This is a genomic window from Chloracidobacterium sp. (genome assembly GCA_016711345.1).
GTDB lineage: Bacteria > Acidobacteriota > Blastocatellia > Pyrinomonadales > Pyrinomonadaceae > OLB17.
The window spans coordinates 2,953,668-2,974,619 of the sequence record JADJTD010000001.1 but is presented as its reverse complement, the minus strand read 5'-3'; the positions used below and the strand labels follow the sequence as shown (position 1 = coordinate 2,974,619).

The 20,952-nt window shown below is 50.1% G+C and carries 16 protein-coding genes; 10 read left to right on the top strand and 6 right to left on the bottom strand.

All coding sequences use genetic code 11. From position 1 onward, the window contains the following. Positions 1-8: 8 nt before the first annotated feature. The 5 genes from IPL32_12285 to IPL32_12265 all read left to right on the top strand — a co-directional run bounded on the left by IPL32_12285 (position 9) and on the right by IPL32_12265 (position 3,391). Positions 9-227: a hypothetical protein gene (locus tag IPL32_12285; protein ID MBK8466601.1), complete on the top strand. Its 219-nt coding sequence runs from the start codon at positions 9-11 to the stop codon at positions 225-227. Continuing rightward, on the top strand, positions 224-703 hold the full coding sequence (locus IPL32_12280) for a hypothetical protein (GenBank protein MBK8466600.1): 480 nt from the start codon (positions 224-226) through the stop codon (positions 701-703). The genes IPL32_12285 and IPL32_12280 overlap by 4 nt, the downstream gene beginning before the upstream one ends. Positions 704-774: 71 nt before the next feature. Next, a complete protein-coding gene (locus IPL32_12275; protein ID MBK8466599.1) occupies positions 775-1,716 on the top strand; it encodes an SDR family oxidoreductase in 942 nt (313 codons plus the stop codon). 6 nt (positions 1,717-1,722) lie between these two features. Then, positions 1,723-2,715 (top strand): GDP-mannose 4,6-dehydratase, encoded by a 993-nt coding sequence (locus IPL32_12270; GenBank protein ID MBK8466598.1) that lies wholly within the window; start codon positions 1,723-1,725, stop codon positions 2,713-2,715. 58 nt (positions 2,716-2,773) lie between these two features. Beyond that, positions 2,774-3,391 carry a carboxypeptidase regulatory-like domain-containing protein gene (locus IPL32_12265; protein MBK8466597.1) on the top strand — a complete coding sequence of 206 codons (618 nt, stop codon included), beginning with the start codon at positions 2,774-2,776 and terminating at the stop codon, positions 3,389-3,391. A 306-nt stretch (positions 3,392-3,697) separates the two neighbouring features. On the opposite strand, the gene IPL32_12260 is transcribed toward IPL32_12265, so the two are convergent. Beyond that, complete coding sequence (locus IPL32_12260; protein MBK8466596.1) at positions 3,698-3,877, bottom strand: hypothetical protein; 180 nt, start codon at positions 3,875-3,877, stop codon at positions 3,698-3,700. Positions 3,878-3,904: 27 nt separating this feature from the next. Here IPL32_12260 and IPL32_12255 point away from each other — a divergent pair, with 27 nt between their 5' ends. Then, complete coding sequence (locus IPL32_12255) at positions 3,905-12,220, top strand: proprotein convertase P-domain-containing protein (protein MBK8466595.1); 8,316 nt, start codon at positions 3,905-3,907, stop codon at positions 12,218-12,220. 102 nt (positions 12,221-12,322) lie between these two features. Here the strand turns inward: IPL32_12255 and IPL32_12250 are convergent, their stop codons facing one another. Beyond that, positions 12,323-12,757, bottom strand: coding sequence for a hypothetical protein (locus tag IPL32_12250; protein ID MBK8466594.1), 435 nt, complete (start codon positions 12,755-12,757; stop codon positions 12,323-12,325). A gap of 69 nt (positions 12,758-12,826) precedes the next feature. After that, the gene (locus IPL32_12245; GenBank protein ID MBK8466593.1) at positions 12,827-13,714 is read right to left on the bottom strand and encodes a dienelactone hydrolase family protein; all 888 of its coding nucleotides are present in this window, start codon (positions 13,712-13,714) and stop codon (positions 12,827-12,829) included. Between the two features lie 101 nt (positions 13,715-13,815). Here IPL32_12245 and IPL32_12240 point away from each other — a divergent pair, with 101 nt between their 5' ends. Next, the gene (locus IPL32_12240) at positions 13,816-14,079 is read left to right on the top strand and encodes a hypothetical protein (protein ID MBK8466592.1); all 264 of its coding nucleotides are present in this window, start codon (positions 13,816-13,818) and stop codon (positions 14,077-14,079) included. Here the strand turns inward: IPL32_12240 and IPL32_12235 are convergent. From IPL32_12235 to IPL32_12225, 3 genes are read right to left on the bottom strand one after another with little or no spacing between them, the layout of a single operon-like run. After that, entirely contained in the window at positions 14,076-14,369 is a 294-nt protein-coding gene (locus IPL32_12235) for a Smr/MutS family protein (protein MBK8466591.1), read from the bottom strand. The two genes, IPL32_12240 and IPL32_12235, sit on opposite strands and share 4 nt — an antisense overlap. Continuing rightward, the gene (locus IPL32_12230; protein ID MBK8466590.1) at positions 14,366-15,496 is read right to left on the bottom strand and encodes a hypothetical protein; all 1,131 of its coding nucleotides are present in this window, start codon (positions 15,494-15,496) and stop codon (positions 14,366-14,368) included. The genes IPL32_12235 and IPL32_12230 overlap by 4 nt, the downstream gene beginning before the upstream one ends. A gap of 2 nt (positions 15,497-15,498) precedes the next feature. Then, positions 15,499-16,968, bottom strand: coding sequence for a hypothetical protein (locus IPL32_12225; GenBank protein MBK8466589.1), 1,470 nt, complete (start codon positions 16,966-16,968; stop codon positions 15,499-15,501). An 819-nt stretch (positions 16,969-17,787) separates the two neighbouring features. Here IPL32_12225 and purH point away from each other — a divergent pair. From purH to IPL32_12210, 3 genes are all read left to right on the top strand, one after another. Further along, positions 17,788-19,407 (top strand): bifunctional phosphoribosylaminoimidazolecarboxamide formyltransferase/IMP cyclohydrolase, encoded by a 1,620-nt coding sequence (gene purH / locus IPL32_12220; protein MBK8466588.1) that lies wholly within the window; start codon positions 17,788-17,790, stop codon positions 19,405-19,407. A gap of 62 nt (positions 19,408-19,469) precedes the next feature. Further along, positions 19,470-19,655 carry a hypothetical protein gene (locus IPL32_12215; GenBank protein MBK8466587.1) on the top strand — a complete coding sequence of 62 codons (186 nt, stop codon included), beginning with the start codon at positions 19,470-19,472 and terminating at the stop codon, positions 19,653-19,655. 159 nt (positions 19,656-19,814) lie between these two features. Continuing rightward, complete coding sequence (locus tag IPL32_12210) at positions 19,815-20,948, top strand: nuclear transport factor 2 family protein (GenBank protein ID MBK8466586.1); 1,134 nt, start codon at positions 19,815-19,817, stop codon at positions 20,946-20,948. Positions 20,949-20,952 lie beyond the last annotated feature (4 nt).

Here is a 20,952-nt window from a genome sequence, read left to right as displayed (position 1 = left end):
ATAATGATATGAAAAGAACTCCGAGAGAAAAACTTCTCGATCCGATGCCCGGAAGTAAGATCGCCGAAGCACGCGACTTTGGCATTGACCTGACGCAGCTTGCCGAAAACTTGCGGTACACGCCTGCGGAGAGGATTAAACGAAATGATGATGCAGCAAATTCGATGTTGAAGTTTGAAGAAGCAATGCGTCGAGCGAAGGCGGGCATTAAGGCTAAGACGACATGATCAATCTGTTCGAAATGGCCCGACGTTTTAGCGAGGCCGAGGTGGATTTTGTAATTGTCGGTGGGGTTGCTATCAGAAGTCATGGCGGTAGCTACGTGACAGAAGATTTGGATATCTGTTATTCCCGAACAAATCAGAATCTGAAGAAAATTGCTGACGTTTTGCTCCCCCTGAACCCTCGGCCGCGAAATTTTCCCGAGAATCTGCCGTACATCTTCGACTGGACGACTCTTCAACAAGGCACAAACTTTACGTTCGAGACCTCAATGGGCGACGTGGATCTGTTGGGAGAAGTGAAGGCTCTCGGGAATTACGAAGATCTTGTTCACCAGTCAATTCGTGTCGATCTCGATGGCAAATCAACCTACGTTTTATCTATACCCGCATTAATAATTGCAAAGCGTGCCGCTGGTCGTCCTAAAGATGCCGCGGGCCTGAAGGTGCTCGAGGCGTTAATCGAAGCCCAAGACAATTAGAACAGTATGAAAGTTTCGGTTTTTAGTCTCTTCTCTGTGTTCTTTGTGCTCTCTGTGGCAAAATACACTTTATGCGTACTCTAGTCACCGGCGGGGCCGGTTTTATCGGATCGCACCTGTGCGAACGCCTTCTAAATGAGGGCAATGAGGTTATCTGTCTCGATAATTTTTTTACGGGGCGCAAGGCTAACATTTCGCATTTGTTCGATAACAGGGCATTTGAGCTTGTCCGACATGATGTTACCGAGCCGATCCTGCTTGAGGTCGATCAGATATACAATCTCGCATGTCCCGCTTCGCCCGTCCACTATCAATACAATCCGATCAAGACCGTCAAAACCAATGTCATGGGCACGTTGAATATGCTCGGGCTCGCGAAACGCGTCGAGGCGCGTATTCTGCAGGCTTCGACATCCGAGGTTTATGGCGATCCGGTCGAGCATCCGCAAACTGAGAGTTATTGGGGCAATGTAAACCCGATCGGCTTGCGAAGCTGTTACGACGAGGGCAAACGGGTCGCGGAAACGCTGATGATGGATTATCATCGCCAAGGCCAAGTTGATACACGCATCGTCCGTATTTTCAACACTTACGGCGAACGCATGCTCGAAAATGATGGCCGTGTCGTATCAAATTTTATTGTTCAGGCATTGCGCGGCGAGGAATTGACGATCTACGGCAGCGGTGAACAGACGCGTTCTTTCTGCTATGTCAGCGATCTGGTTGACGGCTTTATCAGGCTGATGAACGCAACCGGTGACGACATTCACATGCCCGTAAATCTTGGCAATCCGGGCGAATTCACTATGAACGAACTCGCCGAAGAAGTCGGTAAAACTATTGGCAAGCCAATTCAGATCAAATATTTGCCATTGCCCCAAGACGATCCGAAGCAGCGCCAGCCGAATATCGAACGTGCAAAGAGTTTACTAGGCTGGTCGCCTACGATCCCGCTTGCTGAAGGACTGAAGAAGACCGTTGCGTACTTCGCTTCTGTCGTCAATGCCAAATAAGAAGTTATGAAGATTCTCATCACCGGCGGTGCCGGATTTATTGGAAGCCATCTCGCAGACAAACTGCTTGCCGAGGGCAACGAGGTCACGATCATTGACGACCTTTCAACGGGACGCTATTCGAATGTAGAACATCTCGAAGGCCACGACAGATTTCGCCTCCTTATCGACACTGTTCTCAACGCGAACTTGATGGATACTCTAGTGTCAGATTCGGATCGCGTCTATCACATGGCAAGCGCTGTAGGTGTTCGATTGATCATGGAACAGCCTGTGCGCACTATCGAAACGATATTTCGCGGCACTGATATTGTTTTGGCAGGCTGCTCAAAATACCGTAAACGCGTGCTGATACCGAGCACTTCGGAGGTTTACGGCAAAGGCGTGTCGGTTCCCTTTTCTGAGGACGACGACCTGCTGACAGGAGCCACTGATAAACACCGGTGGGCTTACGCCTGTGCGAAAACGCTCGACGAATTTCTCGCACTTGCTCATTATAAGGAAACGCGTTTGCCGGTGATCGTCGCAAGGCTATTTAACACGGTCGGCCCGCGTCAAACCGGCCAATACGGCATGGTCGTGCCGCGATTTGTCGAGGCCGCGTTAAAGAATGCTCCGATCGAGGTTCACGGCGATGGCACGCAGTCGCGATGTTTTGGGCATATTTCCGACGTAGTCGAAGGCCTTACCGCAATGATGGAAAACCCTGCATGTTTCGGCCAGGTGATCAACATGGGAAGCGACGCCGAGGTGAGCATAAACGACCTTGCCCAAAAGGCGATTTCGCTCACCTCAAGCAGCAGCAAGGTCACATATATTCCATACGCCGAGGCTTACGGCGAAGGTTTTGAAGACATGCAGCGGCGTGTTCCTTCGCTCGAAAAGGCCAAACGCCTGATCGGTTACCAGCCAACCCGAAGCCTCGACGACATCATCAATGATGTAGCTCAAGAAGTCAGGAGTCAGGAGTCGAGAGTCGGGAGTCGAAATGCAGCCTAAGCGAAAAGTCGGAAGTCAGAGGTCATCGGTCAGGATTAGGCATTGCGCATTGTGCATTGTGCGTTGTACATTCGTCTTTCTCCTTACTGCCTACTGCTTACCGTTCACTGCACAAGCCCAAAGTACCGGCGGAGCAAAGGGCAAGGTACGCAACAACCGCGACGAAGCCATCGCCGATGTAAGCGTCACGGCTCGAAAAGATTCTAAGGATATCAGCACAGTTACGACTAACAAAAAAGGCGAGTTCGCATTCAACAATCTCGAAACCGGTGTTTATAACTTTGTTTTCGATAAAGTCGGCTATGCCTCCGCGATCAGGTATAACATTGAGGTCCGACCCAATAAAAAAGTCGATCTCGGCGACCGCCTCATCCTGGTTGTTGATAAAGGCACGCTGGTACTCATCCAAGGCAGTGTGTTTTTTAAAGACGGCACAAGCGTCACCGGAGCAAAGGTCGAGGTCGAAAAGCTAAACGCCGATGGAACAACCCGCTCATTTCCCGCGGTTTATACTAATATTTCCGGCGAATTCACCTATCGACAGCCGGAAGGTACGGCTAAATACCGATTTACAGCAAAGTACAAAGATCGAACGGCCAGCAAGGTTATCGAGGTCAGTTCTGCTGCAATTTATCGAATTGCTCTCAACTTCGACATTTCTCGCTCTGATAAATAGGTTTTCAATAACTGGTCACGAACACTTATATAGGAGAATTGTGCCAGCCAAATAACACAATTTGCCGATTCACACTTCCCTTTCAACTAATACTTCACGCCAAGAAAACTATCGCAAATTCTGATGCGATTGCTTGCTCATAACAGTAGACTTAAGTTCATCCTCTTATACGAGCATCGTAAAATGACAGGCTGAACAGCCTGTTGACCGCTGTATTCAAGAGAATGAGTCTGACGGAAACGTTATATCAAGGGGTTTTACTTTAAGTAAAGTTATCGCGATCTTTTTTTTGCGATAAAGATTTATCTATTTTGCGCGCGCCAATAGGTGAATTTTGGAAAAAAACTTGAATTGTGTGTCTTTTTCTCTGTTGATTTTGCGCAACAACCGCGCGATTTTGGCAGGTTCTAAAGAAAAAAGCCGCTTATTCATTAAAGAGGCAGCAAAAAGATCGCTATCGCTCTTTCTGTTTACCTCAAACGGCATCGGATGTTTCACCGGAAGTAGTTATTTATGTTCAAACGCACTAAACTTTCTCGCCTTTCATTGGTCCGCAGCACGGCTTTAGCCGTTGTAGTCGGATTCACGCTCGTCATCTCAGCCAACGCCTCAACCGGCACCGGCTTTGCTTTTCTAGACTCCGTCGCGTCCTTTCTAGGCTTCGCCACCGAGCAGAACAGCGCCCAAACAGAGGCTGAGACAAACAGCGCCCTGGAACCGACAGCGATGTTCTTTGCACCTTGTACAAAAACAAGTACGGGGACAGGAACGTGGACAACGGCGGGCACATGGACACCAAGTGGTGAACCGGGGCCGAGCGACGTAGTTTGTATCGCGAATGGACATACTGTCACCATTGCCGCAGCTGATACGGTGGCAGAAGTACAAGTGGGAGGTGGAGCGAGCGGAATTTTGTCTCTCGCCAGCACCACAAACTTCGCACTAACCGTAACGGGCGAAGTGCTTATCAACGGCGGAGGCACATTGCGGGTGCTGGACACCGGAGGAAATGATACGCACACCCTTAATGTTGGTGGAAATTTTACTAATGACGGAACATTTACTGCTAACTCGACAGCAGGTGGCGGCACCGACAACCTCAACGTAGTTCTCAATGGCGGGTCGGCTCAGACAATGGGCGGGGCTTCTACAACGACGTTCGATAATTTAACTCTCACGCCGACAGCCGCGGCGACGATCACAGCAAACACGAATTTTAACGTCAATACAACATTTACGGTCAACGGAAATGCAACGTTCAGCCCGGCGGCTTCGGTCGTCATCGGCGGGACGACAAACGTGATCACGGGTACCGGAGTTATTCAGGTCACCAGAACGGCTGCTACGGCTGACTATAACACCCAGTATCCATTTACAACGGACACATTGACCAATTTAACCGTTGATTACAGTGCATCGGCTGCGCAGACAATCAGTGCTCTTACATACGGACCGCTTCGCACTAGCGGCACCGGCACTAAAACGCCTGCCGGAACAGTTTCAGTTGGCGGAACACTCACGGTTGGCACCGGTTCGACACTCAACGTAGGCGGAACTGACTTTTCGGTAACAGGCGCGACGTCAATTGACGGCACACTCACACACAGCAGCACAACAGGCACAAAGACATTTACGGGCAATATAACCGTAAACAGCGGCGGAGCGTGGAACGCTACCGTTAATGAAGATTTCGCGTTCAACGGTGCGGCACAAAGCCTGCAAAATGACGGCACTTTTACAGCCGGTTCGGGAATATACACTTTTACCGGAGCAAATAAAACAATCGGCGGTGCAAATGCCGTCGCGATCCCAAATCTTACTATCAGCGGAACAACTGCTAATAATGGAACGCTTACGGTAGCGACTGCGCTTTCAGGAGGAAGCCTCTTAACCAACAGTTCAACTGGAACACTGAACATTGTCGGCACTTGTTCCGTTCCCTTAGCAAATGCCGGAATCATCGAGCGCACAGGTAGCGGCACAACTACCACTACCCTTGCTAATTTCACAAATACCGGAACTATCAATCTCAATGGTTCGGGAACGATAGCAGGTATAACCAACAACGCAGGCGGGGTAGTTAATCTTAATAGTTCGGGAACGATCACTTCGTTCAATAACGCGACGGCAACCAGCACGATAAATATCGTCCCAGCCACGGTTCCGATTACAACCCTAACCACAACAACCGCCGGAAACACAGTAAATTACACAGGTGCCGCACAGACCGTTAAGGTCCAGGCTTACAGCAATCTTGGTTTCTCAGGAACTGGAGTGAAGTCAATAACGGCCGCGAACCCTGTATCTGTAGGCCGCAATCTCGACATCGGAAACAGCGTAGCTAAGGCAAACATCGGCGCGGGACTTTCTGTGAACGTTAACTCGCTTACTTTGGCAGGCGCCGCTCAAGTTCCGGGTTCATGGGGATCCAATGCCAGTGCTGCGACTAACAAAACGGATACCTATTTCAGCAGCACGACAGGTATTCTCAATGTAGCAAGTTCACTTGCGACCGCAGCAGGCACCGCAACAGCTACTACGGCAAGCATTTCATCGATAAACGTATCGATGCCTTACACTCTGGACTCAAATGCGAACAACACTTACACAGTTGACTACTGTTTGACATCTGCGGACTGTCCGACAAATGGCGGCTGGACAAATCACGTCACAGCAGCAGCACACGTCGCATCACCCTACACAACAACGATAACCGGACTTTCAAATGGAACGAGTTATGACGTAAGAGTGACGTATAACGATGCTGACGGTGTAACCGGAACAAATCCGCAGACGATCACCGGAGTTATAACCCGAACCCGTTTATATTTGCAGAATGTTGCTTCAGGAGTTACCACTACTAATCAAGGAACCTGGGGCGTAACGGCAGGAGCCCCAACATTTGTTCTGTCACGAACAAAGTCAGGAGCAATATCCAGTCGAGGCGTACAGCCTGGCTCCACTTCGACAACGAATGTTCTGGTTTACAAACTCGTTGGTGAACCGCTCGCGGCTCAGACCATCGCAGCAGCATCAACTCTAGACTGGGTGATCGGTGCTCAAGAAAATAACACCGATGCTGATATGGCATACCGCATCCATGCGTATGTGGTAAGTAATGACGGGACAACAGTAAGAGGTACCCTACTTGGAAATAACAACGACGGTGACGAGTGGACGACAACAGCGGCGGGAAGGGCTCCTTCAGCGGCGAAGTCGTTGTCCGCAGTTACGGCGCTGGCTGGAGACCGAATAGTTATCGAGATCGGCTATGTGGCGACCACACCTGGAGCGACTAATCGTGTCGGCACACTGTGGTATGGCGGCACCGGCGCTACCGATCTGGCTGACGGAAGTACGGCCCACACTACAAATCCAGGCTGGTTTGAATTTAGTCAGGGTATAGCGTTTCAGCCTCCTGGGCCGACGCCTACTGCAACCTCAACGGCGACCGCAACGGAAACGGCAACGCCGACGGAAACAGCTACAGCGACCGCGACGGCAACACCGACTTGCGGGAACACGTTTAGCTACACCGGACCCGCAGTCGCAATAACTGATAACATTCCAGCGGGTATTGATTTCATCATCCCGGTGAGCGGGATCGGAAGCATAACGGATGTTAATTTCCGCTTTGACGGCACGCAGAGTGCCGATCCGTTATCTACTACGCCTGGTGTTAACCATTCGTGGGCAGGTGACCTGATAGTAAAGGTAACGTCACCTGGCGGAACTACGGTAACGGTGCTTGACCGGCCAGGTGCTCCGGCCTCTGCGAACGGGTGCAGTAACAACAATCTTGCGCAGATATTGCTGGATGACGACGGCGCATTCCCGGCTGTCGAAGTCCAGTGCAACACAACGGGCACGACCACAAATAACGCATTCCCGACGGGAACATTTTCGCCAAATAATGCAATGAGCGCGTTTGATGGACAAAATCCAACTGGGAACTGGACGATCAATATCAGCGACAATGCAGCACAGGACACCGGTTCAGCACGTGCGTTCTCGCTGGTGATCGACAGCGCATGTTCGACGCCGACCAATACATCTACCAATACGCCGACACCGGCTGATACACCAACAAATACGGCAACCGATACCCCGACGCCGACTTCAACGGAGATATTTACGCCGACCGAGACCGCGACGCCAACAAATACGGCGACAGAAACGCCGACTTTTACGCCGACGAACACAGCGACACCAATGGCAACAAGTACCCCTGCTTGTGAGGGTATCCTCTACGATCAATCTGATAATTTAGGAGCGAATGGAACTAATTCCCAAGACTTCGAGGCGGCTAACGACACATTCGACAATCAGGGTGCCGATGACTTCGTTGTCCCGGCAAGCGAGACATGGACTGTCCAGCAAGTTGTCGCAAACGGCGTGTTCTTCAATGGAACAGGACCGGCAGATTCGTTCAACGTAACGTTCTATGCCAATGCGTCGGGTTCACCGGGTGCAGTAGTTCCGGGCGGTTCATTTACCGGTGCGTCGTTTACACATGTCGGAGATGCTTTCACGATAGCCCTTCCGTCGAGTTTGGTGCTCAATTCAGGCACCTATTGGGTATCAGTTCAGGTGAGAATGGATTTCACACCAGGCGGTCAATGGGCATGGACGAACCGTACGGCCCAATCTAATGCGGCTGCTGTTTGGCAAAATCCGAATGGCGGTTCTGGAATTCCGGCTTGTACGAGCTGGGCAGAACGAGGAGCAACTTGTGCGATCGACGCAACGGCGCCGGATCAGGGTTTCCAGATCCTGGGCACAAACAGCGCGTGCATGACGCCTACAAATACGCCGACTGCTGCTCCGACCAGCACGGCAACAGATACACCGACACCAACCGCAACAGCTACGGAAACATTTACACCGACCGCTACGGCTACGGAGACGTTTACTCCGACAGCAACTGCAACGGAGACATTTACTCCAACGGAAACGGCAACTCCGACAGCAACCGCGACGGAAACATTCACACCGACGGCAACAGCAACGGAGACATTCACTCCGACCGCTACAGCCACGGAGACATTCACTCCAACCGCTACGGCCACGGAGACTTTCACGCCAACTGCGACCGCGACGGAAACGTTCACTCCTACGGCAACTGCAACGGAGACATTTACTCCAACTGCAACTGCAACGGAAACGTTCACCCCAACTGCAACTGCTACGGAGACATTCACTCCGACCGCGACTGCTACGGAAACATTTACTCCAACTGCGACGGCTACGGAAACATTTACGCCAACGGCTACTGCGACGGAAACATTTACTCCGACCGCGACCGCGACGGAGACGTTTACACCAACTGCAACAGCTACGGAGACATTCACTCCAACTGCGACAGCAACGGAGACATTCACTCCGACTGCGACTGCTACGGAAACGTTTACGCCAACAGCAACTGCAACGGAGACATTCACTCCGACAGCAACAGCGACGGAGACATTCACTCCGACTGCAACGGCTACGGAGACATTCACTCCGACTGCAACGGCTACGGAGACATTCACTCCGACTGCAACGGCTACGGAGACATTCACTCCAACGGAAACGGCAACTCCGACAGCAACCGCTACGGAAACGTTCACACCAACGGCTACTGCAACGGAGACATTCACTCCAACCGCTACGGCCACGGAGACTTTCACACCAACTGCGACCGCGACGGAAACGTTCACCCCAACCGCTACGGCCACGGAGACTTTCACACCAACTGCGACCGCGACGGAAACGTTCACCCCAACGGCAACTGCGACGGAAACATTCACTCCGACTGCAACTGCGACGGAGACGTTCACACCGACGGCAACAGCAACGGAAACATTTACTCCGACAGCAACGGCTACGGAGACATTCACGCCGACAGCAACGGCTACGGAGACATTCACACCGACAGCAACGGCTACGGAGACATTCACACCGACTGCAACGGCTACGGAAACGTTTACGCCAACAGCAACAGCAACGGAGACATTCACTCCGACAGCAACTGCGACGGAAACATTTACGCCAACGGCTACTGCGACGGAAACGTTTACTCCAACAGCTACAGCCACGGAGACATTTACGCCGACAGCTACCGCAACGGAGACGTTCACCCCAACTGCAACGGCTACGGAAACCTTTACTCCGACTGCGACTGCAACGGAGACATTCACTCCAACCGCTACAGCCACGGAGACCTTCACGCCAACTGCGACCGCGACGGAAACGTTCACTCCTACGGCAACCGCGACGGAGACGTTCACACCAACTTCGACTGCAACGGAAACATTTACGCCGACTGAGACAAGCACAGCTACCTCAACGCCGACGCCTGTTTGCAACATATCGCCGCTGACGACGACATTTGCGGGCGGTGCAGGTAATAACGGGAATATGTTCGATATTACCGCTGTCAATACGATCGAGATCGACTCGTTTGACGAGAACCTTGAGAACAATGAGCCGCTTGCAATTTACTACAAGGTGGGAACGCATGTCGGATCCGAAAACACGGCAGGCGATTGGACCCTGATCGGAACTTACACAGGTGTGGTTGCCAATGGTGGAGGCGTAGCGACCGCTGTGCCGATCCCGGTAGATATAACGATCCCGGCGGGACAGACCTATGCATTCTACATAACTTACACGACATCGCAGGGTTCAATGCAATACACACCAGGTACTGCTGTGGGTAATGTCTTTGCCAGCGATGCCAATATCCAGATCCGCGAAGGAGTCGGAAAGGTATATCCTTTCGGCAGCACTTTCACGCCAAGAGTATTTAACGGCAATGTTCATTACACTGCTCTAGGCTGTCCGACAGCGACTGCAACTGCGACGTTCACGCCGACGGCTACCGCAACGGAAACGTTCACACCGACAGCAACTGCAACGGAAACCTTCACTCCGACAGCAACGGCTACGGAGACATTCACGCCAACTGCAACGGCTACGGAGACGTTCACACCGACTGCAACGGCTACGGAGACATTCACGCCGACAGCAACTGCAACGGAGACATTCACACCGACTGCGACAGCAACGGAAACGTTTACTCCGACCGCAACTGCGACGGAAACATTTACTCCGACTGCAACGGCTACGGAGACATTCACTCCGACAGCAACTGCAACGGAGACATTCACACCGACTGCGACAGCAACGGAAACGTTTACTCCGACCGCAACTGCGACGGAAACATTTACTCCGACTGCAACTGCGACGGAAACATTTACTCCGACTGCAACGGCTACGGAGACCTTCACGCCAACTGCTACGGCTACGGAGACGTTCACACCGACTGCAACGGCTACGGAGACGTTCACACCGACTGCAACGGCTACGGAGACATTCACACCGACTGCGACAGCAACGGAAACGTTTACTCCGACCGCAACTGCGACGGAAACATTTACTCCGACTGCAACTGCGACGGAAACATTTACTCCGACTGCAACTGCAACGGAGACCTTCACGCCAACTGCAACGGCTACGGAGACGTTCACACCGACTGCAACGGCTACGGAGACATTCACACCGACTGCAACTGCAACGGAGACATTTACTCCGACTGCGACAGCAACGGAAACATTTACTCCGACCTCAACGGCAACCTACACGCCGACACCGCTTGCCGTTATATCGGGAACGGTTACATATGGCAACTCGCTTCTTCCGGGACCCGCAACACGTTTTGTACCGGGTGTTCTGATAAGTGCAGCCGGCAGTCCGTTTATTTCCGATACTACGGCCGCACCGGGCACATATTCACTTACTGGATTTGGAGCAGGTTCTTACACGGTCACGCCTACCAAAACTGGCGGGGTAAACGGAGCTGTCACATCATTTGACGCAGCACTTGTTGCTCAATATGCAGTGGGAGCCGTTGACCTTAACGTTGCTCAATTAACGGTATCGGATGTTAGCGGCACTGGCGGCGTCTCTTCATTCGACGCGGCTCTGGTCGCACGCTATGCCGTTGCAAATCCGACACATGGATCATCAGGAACATGGAGATTTAGCCCAGCAACCCGAACCTATCCGTCCATAACCAGCAGCCTCGCAAGCGAAGATTACAGTGCACTGCTCATGGGCGATGTATCTGGTAACTGGGGTGATCCATCGTCGTTCCGCCCGGCTAGCGTCAATAGCGGCCCGGAACGTTCAACCTCTGTTGCGGTTCCGCATTTGGTGACACCGGCAGACAACGAGGTACTTATACCGGTGGCCGTTCAAGGATCGACTAATAAGGGAATCATCTCTTACGAGTTCGATCTCAGGTATGATCCTCAGGTGATACAACCTCAGGCCGCTCCGGTTGATCTGGTCGGAACGATCAGCAGCAGGCTGTCGGTGGTAACCAATACGGAAACGCCCGGCTTGTTGAGGGTTGCCGTCTACGGACCTACACCGCTCAGTGGAAACGGAGTTCTTATGAACCTCAGATTCACCGCAGTCGGAGCTCCGGGATCGACATCAACGCTCATCTGGGAACGCATGATGCTTAACGAAGGCAATCCACGATCACTGACAAGAGACGGCCTTGTGGAATTGTCCGCAGCGGCACCAAATCAGGCTGAGATCAACGGAAAGCTGTTAACGGCGATGGGACAAGGCGTTTCAAACGCTCGAGTCGTGTTGACCGATCTAAACGGCCAAAGCCGCTCGATCTTGTCTAACGGATTTGGCTATTACCGATTCGGTGGACTTCAGGTCGGGCAGACATATACGATCAGTGTTGATTCGCGATCCGCAGCGTTCACGCCGCTGACGATCAGCGTCACCAGCCAGGCTGTAAATACAGATATGATCGCGGTACCGTAAAGGGCCAAGATCGGATCTAGTTAACGAAAAAGGCTTCATCCATACGGATGAAGCCTTTTTAATTTAGCGCCGAAACGTCTGCACCGCTTGATCGGAATGAGATCAGTTTACTGTTTCAGAAATTTCGTCTGCCGGACGCATTGCTTCCATGTTGTTAGCATCAGCAACAATAAGCGGTAATTCGTCCAGCACAACGGTATTTGCAATGGTTTGGATCCAATAGGTTCCGGCACTTGGAAAAACAACATTAACAAAAAAACTGACGTTATCCGTAAAGCCGCCCTCAGCCAGTTCTATCTTTGTCGGTTGTGATGTCACTACCAGATTTGATTTGTCTGGTGAAAGAACCCTGATCTCGGTTTCGTGACTTCCCTGTCCTGTCCAATGATTAATGACTGCGAATTTGATCAATGAGACCGGCAGCTTCTCGACCATGATATTTTGAAATATCCCCATCAAAGAGATCTTGTTGCCCATCTCAACACGGACGTCATCGCACAGTAATGTATAAAGCAGTTTTAAGTTAGGTGTATTCATTTTGTATTAGTTTCAAAGTTACAGGTTCAAGATTCTGTTTCCAACATTGAATCTTGAACTTAAAAAAACTCAAATAGCGCCGTGTTTCTTAAACCACGCCTGAAGTTTTTTCCACGCATCGTCCGAGGCCTGTTTGTTGTATGTGGGACGGTAATCAGCGTGAAAGCCATGGTCAGCATCTGGATAAACGACGATCTCAGATTTTGAACTGCCTTTTTTTAGTTCGGCTCGCATTCGCTCGACGCCTTCCACTAGTATTCCTTTGTCCTGTCCGCCGTAAAGCCCGATCACTGGAACTTTCAGGTCTTTTGCGTGATCGATCGGAGTCGTCGGCTGTAAAGCGCTGACGGGCGAATTCGGCGTCGGCACAACCCGTCCATACCAAGCTGCACCCGCCTTAACTCTCGGATTATGTGCAGAATAAAGCCAGACTATGCGTCCGCCCCAGCAAAATCCGGTGATCGAGATCTTGTCGATGTTGCCGCTGTTCTTAGCGGACCAAACTACCGTCGAATCCAGATCGGCCATCGATTGCGTATCCGGAATCTTTGAATAGACCGCGCGGTTGATCTCGCGTGCATCTTTTAGATCCTTGACCTCACCTTGCCTCGCATACAATGCCGGAGCAATCGCCAAGTAACCAAGCTTTGCAAATCGTCGGCATATATCCTGTATCCATTCGTGAACACCAAAGATTTCATGTACGACGATCACAACCGGAAACGTGGTGCCCTTTTTGTCCGGCATTGCACGATATGCGGGCATTTCACCATCGGATACAGGGATCCTAACCTCACCGGTGATCAAGGCTTTGTCATCGGTCTTTACCTGCGTTTGCGCCTGTATTGGCTGAACCGCTGCAGCAAATGTGCCGGCGGCAAGTACTGACGTTACAAGAAATTCACGGCGGTCAAAGGTCGGCGCTTCTGGAAACAAATTAACGATATCTTGACGCATGCTCTTTTCTTCCTGTGACTGCAACTATGGTTAGATTCTTACTTTTCCTTTAGCCGAGGTCAAGAGTATAATTCGAGAAAAGAATTTGTAACTCTTGAATTATGCTGGTGTTCGTTCTCATAGGATTGTCGCTTGTTTTGGTCGGGGTAGTTGGGCTGCAGTTCACCTATATGTACTACGTTGAGAGGATGTATAGCGAACGCCGAAAACACATGCAGGCTCTCGAACGCAGAGCCGAAGATCTCAAAACAGAGCTCGAAACCGCGCGAAAACATCTGTTCGAGCAAAATGAACTGCTCAAAACCGCTTATTCCGAAACGAGAAAACCGGAAGAGGTCTGGGCCGATGTGATCGAGGAACGCTAAACGTCCAACTCCACAATTGTCGCTCCCCAACTGCCTGAAAACTCCGGAGCATTTTTGAAGGACTTCACAAAATCAGTCTCCGACAACACTTTCCTCACAATTTCACGCTGGATACCGACACCTTTGCCGTGAATTATCCTGACTGTTGAAAAGCCCTTTTTATGTGCCTCTTCAAGGTACACCTCGACCACGGCCCGAATTTCTTTTGGGCTGAAAGAATGGAGATCAAATGAGTCCGTTATCTCGATCTCGACTGGTTCGGAAAATGGATTTTCGGGTGACTCTATCACTTTGTAGCCTTTAATTGGTATTGAGCGATATCTTCGGGCGGCGTAACACGCATACGATTTTTATCTTTAAATACAACAAATTTCTTTTCGTCCATTTGTCCCGATGTAGGGTTGCGCAAGGTGACCGTAAACGTCTTATTATCGCCCTTGCCATCAACCTTTAGAGGCAGTGTGCCCCAAACTTCTGTCGAAGGTGTATTTCGCCAAACAGTGAAATAATTCTGGTCGTACTTGTCGAATGCGAGAACCATAATACTGTCAAAATCAGGCTCAACGCCGTCGATAGGTTTTGAGAAATTGCTTCGTGCAAGGATCACCCAGCTGCCTGGAGCGAGCGATTTGTCGCCTACGCCGACCTTGTTTGCAGAATCGGCGTCAAGCCGCTGCCATGTGACAAATTTGCGGTTGTTCTGCTGAAAAAATGAAATATCACTAGGAACCTGCAATTCCACCTGCCGCCCAAACAACCAACCTGCCGGAGCAGGCGAAACCGACGGATCAAGTCGCACCAGATACCAGATATCGTATTTATCTTCGATCTTTTCCGGCTCGCCTTCCTTTGCTGCTTCGAGTTCTTCGTTTTTGGAGCGCTTGCCCGTTTTCTGCTGGCCTTTTGGAGCATCGTCAACGTCGGGAACCTCTTGCTTTGGCACAAATTTCCAAGTCATGATCTCAAACGTCGAGCTGTGGGCAAGTTTGAACAGTACGTTCTCCGGACTCATATCCGGTGCTGAGCGCAGGTTTGAGCCTGAGCGGATTATTCCGGCGGCTTGGGGCGGTTGGTCTTTGAAATCTTCTGCTAACTTTTTAGATCTGGCGAGCGTGTCGCTGGTTATGATGTTCTGAGCCTCGATCCAGCCCTCCGTTTGAGCTTCATCGTATGCCCGCACACGATACCAGGGAACCTTCTCAAAATCTACTTGATCGATCACCTCAAGCCGGTCACCACGCTTCACTTCGAGCAGATCGGCAGCGACTACAGAATAAGAAGTGCGTATTTGCGCTGTTTTGGTTATGACGGTGGCGGTGTCGCTCGGCCCAAGCAAACTGCCGTCAAACACGCCGCAGCCCAGCTGAACAAGACCCGCTAAGATCAATCCCGTTAATGCGAAATAATTTTTTCTCATTATTACTTCGAAGATAGTTTTCGCCAGTTATTATAACCTAACTTATCCAATAAATCCTTTTGCCTGCCTGTTGGTTTTACGGTGACTTTCAAATTCGTGGTTTGATCTGTCGAATCGACTTCCAATCCCGCCGCTTTGATAAAGCTATTCCAATCAACGCTTTCTGCTCCGGTAATGTTCCTCTCGATCATCGGCGTCAACTCGGTGTAAGAACGAAGAAGTGCGAGAACTGCGGTGTTGCCATCTGTTTCGGCGCTCGGCGGACGATGTTTCTCATAAAATTTTCGCAAAATATCCGTGACCGACTGCTTGCCTTTGGATTTTTCAAGTAACGCCAGATCGCATAGAAACGCAACCAGCATCCCACGAGCATAAACCCGCGTATTGTTGTCGCCGGTCCAACGATTTTTCGAAACCTCGATCAACGAAAGTTTCTGTCCTAGTCGTTTATCAATATCATATGCCCGCGAAAGCGTATCAAGATAGTCATCAAATCGAATTCGATTCAACGCAACACCCGTCTTAAGCGACTGATACAAAGCAAAACCCTCATAAAACCAATCATAATTCCCGTTCAGATTTACACCGTTCGGTATCCAAAGATGAAACATCTCATGCCGCATTTGTTCGTGGAGTTGTTGCAAGGACTGCGATTTGAAATTCGCGTCGGAAGAAATGATCGTTATTGTGCGACCCCGCGTATCTGCCTCCCATGTGCCAATTGCCGTAGAACGGGGAAATTTGCGAATCGCGACGATAAATTCACCTGCGGGAGACACCCCCAAAAGCCGCTCATATTCGGAAAAAATCGAAGTGGCCGTCTCCGACGCCTTCTCGTCGGAAAAAAGCCAATTCCCCGAAATATTAAGTTCGAGCCTCTGCCTCACCGACAGCCTTCTCGGAGCTTCGTGTGTATCTATTATGAAAACTGCCTTTTCAGGGTTTGGAATCCAAAGCGTATCAGGACTGAAAATTTTCTCTGTGTCGGCAAAAACCCAATCCCTTGGTAAAGTGAATCCAATTGCCACCGCTGTTTTTCGGTCAAACTGCGGCAGTAGATCATTGAGCATCAAAAATCCGCCATTAGCAAGCCATGAAATATGAGCCGCCGCAAATGGCTCTTTACGCGGCGTAAGATCAACCCGATATGACCATTTTGTAAACGCAGATTCGGCCAAATATTCTCCGGACATCATGCGGCGAATATTGATCCGTTGATCATCTTTATCAAAGACCTCGACATTCGAAATCCTGTCGCCCAGACCTGAAATATCGCCTAAATTTGACAAAAACGACAGGTTCTTAATATCGCCCCACTTCAGAAATCTGCCGCTTATGGCAACCTTTGTTGGGGCTTGAGAATCAATTTTGATAAACGCTTTGACGTCCTGAGCACTCAAGTCGTTAAAAAAATGTAAAATCTGAACGACTGCGGCAAAAACAAATAGAAATGAGCGGAAAGTTTTTGACATTGGGTAAAAAAGAGGACTAGAATGCTCTTTTGCACGCAGGCGTAACTTCAGGATAGAGGATTTTATGAGTCTAATCAAAATTGTCATTTACGCTCTCGTATTTGTGTTAAGTCTTTTGTTTTTAGGCAGGTTCTTTTTCTAAAAGTGCGGCTTGAAGCAAGATCACTGCGGTCGTACCGCAAAACACCGCGGCGAACTGCCCGAACGTATAACAAAATTTTGCGTAAGAGGTTGTCAGAACGTAGGTTCGGCAGCCTTTTGTCTTTTATCTTTTATCTTTTATCTTTTCTCTTTTATCTTTTGTCTTTTGTCTCACTTTGCGTTCTTGGCGTCTTTGCGGGATAAAATTTTCCTGCGAAGTATTCCAATTTGCATCAAAGCATGTTATCCTATACATGCAACATTGTGTTTCATATGGCGTCACAAACCGACAACCTATTTCAGAAATCCATTGGTCCGCACGTTGGTGTGGGCGATACACTCAGCGTGAAGCGTTCCACTAAAGGTCGGCGTTATCGCAATAGTGGAATGGCTGCAACGCCTTTATTTGCTGTAATTACGAATTTGCGGCACGCTGTGCCACAATTTTTCAAAAAATCGCGGAACGGAGGCCAAAAAACGTCGCAACTCCAGTAAAACTGGACACTTACACGTTCCACTCACAGGTGGAACGTAGGTGGAACGGTATAGACACGATTTGAGTGAAAAAAGTGGTGGGACACGCGGGACGCCTGGGATACTTTGGACAGCCGGGACATGAAACAAATAGATCAGAAGAGAAGACATTAGTCCCTTTCAGAAGGCATACTTTTAGTTTTTATGAGTGAACTAAGGAAAATAAAACGGGCTTTGATCAGCGTTTCGGACAAAACCGGTCTGGCAGAACTTGCGACGGCACTAACCAATTTTAATGTTCAAATCATTTCCACCGGCGGCACGGCAAAGTTCCTGCGAGATAACGGTTTCGCTGTCACTGATGTCTCAGATGTAACCGGCTTCCCCGAAATGATGGACGGCCGCGTAAAAACGCTTCATCCAAAGATCCACGGGGCATTCCTAGCCCTTCGCGACAACACCGAACACGTCGCCTCAATGACCGAACACGGCATCGAGCCTATCGACCTCGTCGTCGTCAACCTCTACCCATTCGAACAAACCATCGCAAAAGACGGCGTCACGCTCGAAGAAGCTGTAGAAAACATCGACATCGGCGGCCCCGCAATGATTCGCTCGTCAGCAAAAAACTGGCGCGATGTTGCTGTCGTGACGGATCCTTTCCTGTACGATGACATCGTCAACGAACTCCGCGCTAACGATGGATCTTTGTCGTTGGAAACCAGAGGTCGGCTTGCCGCTTTTGCCTTTAGCCGAACGTCTACTTATGATCTGGTCATCACGGCCTATCTTTCACGGCAGCTGCCCCCGGACGAAGGTGACGAGTTGTGGGAAAATGTTCGTTCCAAAGCCATGGACACCGCCACCGGACATTTCCCGAATCGACTCGGTCTGCACTTGAACCGCGTCACTGATCTCCGCTACGGCGAAAACCCGCATCAAAAAGCGGCTCTCTACAAAACCGGAGAAGATGGCATTGCAAACTCCGAGCAGCTTCACGGCAAGGCATTGTCTTTCAATAACTACGTCGATGCCGAAGCCGCGTGGAATCTCGTTCAGGACTTCGACGAACTCGCTGTCGCGATCATAAAACACACAAACCCTTCCGGCGTCGGCGTCGGAGCAACAAATTCAGAAGCTTACAAACGAGCGCTTTCAACCGATCCGGTTTCTGCATTCGGCGGCATTGTGGCATTCAATCAAAAGGTCGATGCAGAAGCTGCAAAAGCCGTGATCGAAGTATTTTCCGAAGTAATAATCGCTCCAGAATTTGATGATGAAGCCATTGAGATATTCAAAACTAAGAAAAATCTTCGGGTTCTTCGTTTCAGTAGCCCGCATGTAAGTAAGGGCTCAAGCAACTTTGAATACAAGCAGATCTCCGGCGGCTTTCTCGTTCAGGACGCCGACCTGCATCGGCTCTCGATCAACGATCTAAACATCGTTACAACCCGCCAGCCAACCGATAGCGAGATCAAGGCTATGCTGTTCGCCTGGACCGCCTGCAAACATGTAAAATCGAATGCCATCGTCTTTGCCAATGAACATCAGACGCTCGGCGTCGGTGCGGGGCAAATGAATCGCGTCGATTCAGTTCGCATCGCGGCAGTGCGTGCCGAGCGATTTGAACTGCCGCTAAAAGGCGCAGTTCTCGCTTCCGACGCGTTCTTTCCTTTTCGCGATAACGTCGATGAAGCCGCGAGTTTTGGTGTTTCGGCGATCATCCAACCCGGCGGCTCGATCAAGGACGACGAATCGATCACTGCCGCCAACGAGCACAGCATCGCGATGGCATTTACCGGGATTCGCCATTTCAAACACTAACGTTTTGAGTTCCAAACTCACTTCGCCTATCATTGGGCAGTCAGAGAACACAAACCACAAAAATGTCTCCGCCCAAAGAACATGAAGAAGTGATGCAAGGAATGCTCTCAGAACTTGAGCAGGCGATCAAAGAATTCATACGCGTTGCCGAAGAAAAAGGCATGACCAAACAAGAGATCAATGACTTTTTGAAGCGCAATTGCGACGCGACCTTGGATGAGGTCCAAAAATCGAGAATCCTTCACTAAAGCCAAAATATTTGCAAAAAATGCTTGACAATATGTTGTATCGGTGTTTAAACTATACGCAATTAGGACGACTAGAGGAACGCTCGATTGGTTTTTACAAATATTGAAAACCCTCGGGCTTTCTGTTTTTTGATTCTAATACCTTGAGGAGAAAATACTATGAAAAAAGTCTATACATTTTTATTGATGACGGCCGTAGCAGTATCCTTTGCTGCTTGCGGCGGTGCGGCTGAAAATAAGCCTGCCAATGTCGCAAATACTAACACAAAACCTGCTGCTCCTGCGGCACCGACGGCTGAAATGCTGCTCGATATGGATAAAAAGGCCACCGAGGCATATGCAAAGGGGGATGCTTCTTACTTTGAAACCATGCTGTCAGACAAGATGGTAATGTCGATGGGCAAAGAGCATATAAACAAGGCTGGATTCCTTGCATGGGTTAAGACCGTAAAATGCGATTTCAAAGATGGCGTAAAGCTCAGCGACCCGCAGCTTTCTAAGATCGACAATGATACATATGCTTTCGCATACAAAAATGAAACCGAAGGCAAGTGTACCGAAGGCGGCAAAACGGTCGATATGAAGCCCTCACGAGCCTCAACGATTTGGGTTCGCAGCGGTGACAAGTGGCAAGCTGCATGGCACGGCGAAACTGACATCATTCAGCCAAAGGGCGATGCCAAGAAAGAAGAAGGTAAAAAAGATGATGCTAAGGCTGACGTCGCTAAGGACGCGAAAGCTGATGTTGCTAAGGATGTAGCCAAGAAAGAAGAGCCTAAGAAAGCTGAGGCTACTAAGAAAGAAGAAGTTGCCAAGAAGGAAGAAGCTTCTAAAGATACGGCTAAGAAAGACGAAGTGAAGAAAGACGAGGCCAAGAAAGATGATAAGGCCGCTCCGGTTGAGGCTCCGAAACCAAGTGCCAACACCGAAGCTCTCGTCAAAATACACACATCCGGATGGGAAGCCTTCAAGGCAAAAGATGCCAAGAAGTTTGAGGAGATCCTCTCGTCCAACATGGCGTTTGTTGATCCCATGGGTGGATGGCTTGCCGGTAAAGCCAACGTCATCAAGATGTGGACCGAAACTATGAAGTGCGAAGGCATAACAAAAGTATCAGTCACCGATGGCTTTGCTACAATGCTCTCGCCTACTGTCGAACTGTTGACTGTCAAAGGCTCCAGCGATGGAACCTGCGACGGACAAAAGAACGGCGCTCTATGGCAGACCAATGCGTACGTTAAAGAAGGTGATGCCTGGAAGCTCGCATTCATGTTTGAAACACCGGCGAAATAGTTTT

Coding starts and splice junctions, on each gene's coding strand:
- IPL32_12240 (MBK8466592.1), top strand. CDS start 13,816: ATGCTGGTGTTCGTTCTCATAGGATTGTCGCTTGTTTTGGTCGGGGTA.
- IPL32_12270 (MBK8466598.1), top strand. CDS start 1,723: ATGAAGATTCTCATCACCGGCGGTGCCGGATTTATTGGAAGCCATCTC.
- IPL32_12260 (MBK8466596.1), bottom strand. CDS start 3,877: ATGCCGTTTGAGGTAAACAGAAAGAGCGATAGCGATCTTTTTGCTGCC.
- IPL32_12275 (MBK8466599.1), top strand. CDS start 775: ATGCGTACTCTAGTCACCGGCGGGGCCGGTTTTATCGGATCGCACCTG.
- IPL32_12255 (MBK8466595.1), top strand. CDS start 3,905: ATGTTCAAACGCACTAAACTTTCTCGCCTTTCATTGGTCCGCAGCACG.
- IPL32_12245 (MBK8466593.1), bottom strand. CDS start 13,714: ATGCGTCAAGATATCGTTAATTTGTTTCCAGAAGCGCCGACCTTTGAC.
- IPL32_12250 (MBK8466594.1), bottom strand. CDS start 12,757: ATGAATACACCTAACTTAAAACTGCTTTATACATTACTGTGCGATGAC.
- IPL32_12215 (MBK8466587.1), top strand. CDS start 19,470: ATGTCTCCGCCCAAAGAACATGAAGAAGTGATGCAAGGAATGCTCTCA.
- IPL32_12280 (MBK8466600.1), top strand. CDS start 224: ATGATCAATCTGTTCGAAATGGCCCGACGTTTTAGCGAGGCCGAGGTG.
- IPL32_12285 (MBK8466601.1), top strand. CDS start 9: ATGAAAAGAACTCCGAGAGAAAAACTTCTCGATCCGATGCCCGGAAGT.
- IPL32_12225 (MBK8466589.1), bottom strand. CDS start 16,968: ATGTCAAAAACTTTCCGCTCATTTCTATTTGTTTTTGCCGCAGTCGTT.
- IPL32_12210 (MBK8466586.1), top strand. CDS start 19,815: ATGAAAAAAGTCTATACATTTTTATTGATGACGGCCGTAGCAGTATCC.
- purH (MBK8466588.1), top strand. CDS start 17,788: ATGAGTGAACTAAGGAAAATAAAACGGGCTTTGATCAGCGTTTCGGAC.
- IPL32_12230 (MBK8466590.1), bottom strand. CDS start 15,496: ATGAGAAAAAATTATTTCGCATTAACGGGATTGATCTTAGCGGGTCTT.